Origin of the sequence: Aquipuribacter hungaricus (assembly GCF_037860755.1) — a bacterium.
Classification (GTDB): Bacteria; Actinomycetota; Actinomycetes; order Actinomycetales; family JBBAYJ01; genus Aquipuribacter; species Aquipuribacter hungaricus.
On the sequence record NZ_JBBEOI010000542.1, the window covers coordinates 1 to 536 of the forward strand.

Here is a 536-nt window from a genome sequence, read left to right on the forward strand (position 1 = left end):
GACCTCGGCGCGGGTGGCGGCCTGCTGCTGCTGCTCGAGCCGGCCGAGGTCGGCGACGAGCCCCGACCAGCGCCGGACCTCGCGCCCAGCACCGTCGAGGTCGGCGGCGGCTGCCTCCGCCCCGCGCAGCCGGGCCTCGGCGTCCTTCACCCGGGCGGGCAGCGCCGCCGCCTGCTCCCGAGCACGCTCCAGGTCCGACCCCGCGGTGGCGAGCCGGGCGCGGGCGGCCACGAGGTCTGCCTGCTCCTGCTCCCAGCGGCGGACGTCGCGGCCGAGGGCGTCGACGGACCCCCGACGGCGGGCAGCGTCCTGCTCCAGCGCGGTGACCGTCGTCACGACCACGGCGAGCGTCGTCGCCGTCCCCTCGTCTCCCACGCCGGGCACGTGCCCGTCGTCCAGCAGCCCGCCCGGGGCGGGGGCGGCGAGCACGTGCGGCTGCTCCGCCGGGACGAGGCCGTGCTGCACCGCGGCCACGAGCGCCGCGCGGGCGGTGGACCGCGCGCCGGCCTCCCGGCCCAGGGCACGGTCGTGCTGCT

1 protein-coding gene is annotated in these 536 nt (G+C 80.6%); it reads right to left on the bottom strand.

Translation table 11 applies throughout. From position 1 onward, the window contains the following. A partial coding sequence (locus tag WCS02_RS21080; protein ID WP_340296256.1) for a hypothetical protein occupies positions 1–536 on the bottom strand: 536 nt, incomplete at both ends.